This is a genomic window from Vibrio harveyi NBRC 15634 = ATCC 14126 = KCTC 12724 (assembly GCF_001591145.1).
Taxonomy (GTDB): Bacteria; Pseudomonadota; Gammaproteobacteria; order Enterobacterales; family Vibrionaceae; genus Vibrio; species Vibrio harveyi.
The window spans coordinates 1-2,980 of the sequence record NZ_BCUF01000103.1; the positions used below are offsets into that span (position 1 = coordinate 1).

5 protein-coding genes are annotated in these 2,980 nt (G+C 39.6%); all 5 read right to left on the reverse strand.

Annotated elements, in window-relative coordinates; translation table 11 throughout:
• Positions 1 to 29: 29 nt before the first annotated feature.
• On the reverse strand, positions 30 to 479 hold the full coding sequence (locus tag VHA02S_RS24460; protein ID WP_038899531.1) for a hypothetical protein: 450 nt from the start codon (positions 477 to 479) through the stop codon (positions 30 to 32).
• 141 nt (positions 480 to 620) lie between these two features.
• Complete coding sequence (locus VHA02S_RS24465) at positions 621 to 1,109, reverse strand: GNAT family N-acetyltransferase (protein ID WP_005537207.1); 489 nt, start codon at positions 1,107 to 1,109, stop codon at positions 621 to 623.
• A gap of 229 nt (positions 1,110 to 1,338) precedes the next feature.
• Positions 1,339 to 1,788 (reverse strand): hypothetical protein, encoded by a 450-nt coding sequence (locus tag VHA02S_RS24470; RefSeq protein WP_038899530.1) that lies wholly within the window; start codon positions 1,786 to 1,788, stop codon positions 1,339 to 1,341.
• A gap of 133 nt (positions 1,789 to 1,921) precedes the next feature.
• Positions 1,922 to 2,308: an NUDIX hydrolase gene (locus VHA02S_RS24475; RefSeq protein ID WP_010648800.1), complete on the reverse strand. Its 387-nt coding sequence runs from the start codon at positions 2,306 to 2,308 to the stop codon at positions 1,922 to 1,924.
• Positions 2,309 to 2,479: 171 nt separating this feature from the next.
• Positions 2,480 to 2,932: a hypothetical protein gene (locus tag VHA02S_RS24480; RefSeq protein ID WP_050567841.1), complete on the reverse strand. Its 453-nt coding sequence runs from the start codon at positions 2,930 to 2,932 to the stop codon at positions 2,480 to 2,482.
• Positions 2,933 to 2,980: the final 48 nt, after the last annotated feature.

The following is a 2,980-nucleotide window of genomic DNA, read 5'->3' on the forward strand; positions in this document are numbered from 1 at the left end:
GTTTGTTATATGCAACTTTCTGGTGCTTACTAAATCGGCTTAACCCTTAACTTAAATGATTCGATTTGCTCGACTTGCGATGGCACAAACCCACATTTGATTTCAAGATAAGAAGTTTCTTTTGGCTGCATAATGAAGATTTCATTTTCACCGATACAATTACCAATAAAATTACCGTTCACATCGAACGCAGTTGCTAAAACCTCACGAGAATATAACGCTTCTTCCGTAAGGTTTTCCTGTACGACAGCCAAACGCACATCGTCCCCATCTTTGAAGACATTTTCCAATGTTAAACCATAGGCAGTTTTGAAATCTGCCAAATACTCAATTGCTTTATCATCGATTTCTTTGTCTTCAAGAATATTTCCGAGCGACGGTTCAACGAACTTTGTATAAACCAACCCACTCAGAATGAGCGCAACTGAGAAGCCAATTCCCCAGGAAAAACCAGTTAAGATGTTATTAAATCCTTTCATAAACATTCCAATCCATTGCATATAACGCCGCATTAAGTGGTGAGCAACGCAGACCACCAAACCTAAAGTATTGTGCCGTAAACACTGAAACTGAAGCAAACTGAAAATGCCGATCGTTGGGAATCCGTCTTAAATGCTTTGTTATGTGTGGGCTGACTGATACACGTTATTTTCTATTGAAGCACCTGCAAACTCAAAGGTTAGAAGTCCTATTCGACTTAACCCAAGATGCTCATAAAATCCATTGGATTCATTTTCAACCCAAGTGTAAAGCCAGTATTTATTACCCAACTGGTTTTCGACTTCATTCAAGAGCTTTCGACCTAACCCTTTCCCTTTGAAAGTGTTATCGACATATAGTTTTTCGACTTCAAAACCATTACTGGACGTTTGATAATGCGATTCAAGATTAACCATTACATAGCCTTGAATAACTTCCTGTTCTTCACTTACAAACACACGATATTTAATCGTATCCAATATTTCTAAGAAGTAGGTTGCAGTGAAAGTAGACAAGACATACTCAGCGTATTCAGTTTTGATACCTTCTCGAGCATATGTGTCTAGCCAAACTTTAATGGACAATGCCGCTAATTTTACGCAATCGTCTTTTGTCGCTTCCCTAACCATTTTCCCTCCAAACACATAACGCCGCGTTAAGTAGTGAGCAACGCCTCCACATAGCCTTACCCATTATGCCGTAAACACAAAACTCAATTTGAACTGAGAATGCCATGCGTTGCGAATCTGCCTTAAACGCTTTGTTAGGCTAATTACCCCAAAATTCTTGATTGTTTTTTTGTCCTTTTCGCAAACAAGGGCAAGTTTACACTGGCAAACTAAACCAACCCGATTCAAATTAACTAGTACTGTTAACCTTTTTAGTCCCGAAAAACGTCGGAATTAGAGCTTTATAGCTTGGATCTTCAGCAATTTTATGCTCGTTAATGTAGCTGTGGAAAAGCTCATATGCCTCATGTCCGTCCCCATGCCAAAATTCAAAACTAGGTAACGTCACAGATTTACCGCACCCTCGAAGCTTGAGGTTTCCTCCACCAACTGAATAACTCTCGACTTCATGCCAGCTTATTTCGTATGTCCCAAAGACAAATGACACCTGAATACTATCAAGTTCTAACCTTACAGTTGCTGAATACAAATACAATAAAGGTATTGGTAATCCGAACATTAATAACAAGAATAGAAACAACTCCCACTCATCGTTTTTTATCACTAAATAAAAGAAAGGAATAACACAGAAACATAGTAAGTAAGCTAACCATCTTATTCTATTTGTTGAAAATTTCATCACTACCCTTAGTAGCCTAACGCCCGCTTAAGTGGTGAGCAACGCAATACGATGTTTCCGCATTCCACCTAAATCACTAAAATCAACGCATGATAAAAGTGCCACGCGTTGCGAATCCGTCTTGAAGCGTTTGTTATGTGTATTGGCTTAAGTGATTCTCTATAAATTCGATATCAGCTCGATAAAAATCACCAAGTGGAATAGCACTTGGCTCAAGCCAAAAGAAAGTTTGCTGCCTAACTTCATCAATCATCTGAGGCTCAGTATCATTACCCGCACGTAAAACAACATAATGAATTTCACCACCAAAATCATTTTTAGCTTGATGACTACCGAGTCGCTTTAAACCTTGCAGTCCCGTTTCTTCCCACAGCTCTCTAACTGCTGCTTGATTACCTGACTCACCAGGGTCAATAGAACCGCCTGGGAATTCAAATACCATTCCTTGCCCTCGTCTGAAGCGCTTTTGGATAAGAACTTTTCCATCTCTTACGACCACGCCCATCGCAATATTTTTCATGTGAACTTTCCTTGTTCTTCTAAATACACATAACGCCCAATTAAGGGGTGAACAACGCCTCCACCCAAACCTAAAGCATTGTGCCATAAACACTAAAACTGAAGTAGAAGCAAAAGTGCCAAGCGTTGTGAATCCCTCTTAAATTGCTTGTTATACGCGTTTCAACTTGGTTTAAAATCTACCAGCTAAGAAGTCTTCTAGATAGGTCAATGAAGCTCCATCTCTAACTTCGTCCCAAACTGATAAAAAAGCTTTGTTTTGCAAATTTAACTTAATACCAGAACTCCAATCGCCCCAACGTTCCTCGCTGATTCTACTTTTGCTGTACAAATATATTTGTTCATTGCACAAATCGAGGTAATTGAAAATCAGCTCTCTCACATCACCTTGGGCTATGTGGTCCTTACCTATCAGGATATCAACAGGAATATTTTGTATTATCTGCCGATATTGTTGGTCTATAGAGTTTTCAAACTCTGTCTGCGCAATATTTTGTTTAACTTTCAACTGTTTAAGTGCGAATAAAACACCGATAGCAGTGATAACGACCGAGACCAAGCCGACCACTGCGCCAACACTCGTGGCAATATCTGCAATATCGCCCCATGGAATCTTGTCTTTCATAATCTCAACTTCTGATTAGCGTATAACGCCCTGCTAAGGGGTGAGCAA

What these genes read in the sequence shown, in the direction of transcription:
- VHA02S_RS24460 (WP_038899531.1), bottom strand. Translation starts at nt 479, where the DNA reads ATGAAAGGATTTAATAACATCTTAACTGGTTTTTCCTGGGGAATTGGC.
- VHA02S_RS24465 (WP_005537207.1), bottom strand. Translation starts at nt 1,109, where the DNA reads ATGGTTAGGGAAGCGACAAAAGACGATTGCGTAAAATTAGCGGCATTG.
- VHA02S_RS24470 (WP_038899530.1), bottom strand. Translation starts at nt 1,788, where the DNA reads ATGAAATTTTCAACAAATAGAATAAGATGGTTAGCTTACTTACTATGT.
- VHA02S_RS24475 (WP_010648800.1), bottom strand. Translation starts at nt 2,308, where the DNA reads ATGAAAAATATTGCGATGGGCGTGGTCGTAAGAGATGGAAAAGTTCTT.
- VHA02S_RS24480 (WP_050567841.1), bottom strand. Translation starts at nt 2,932, where the DNA reads ATGAAAGACAAGATTCCATGGGGCGATATTGCAGATATTGCCACGAGT.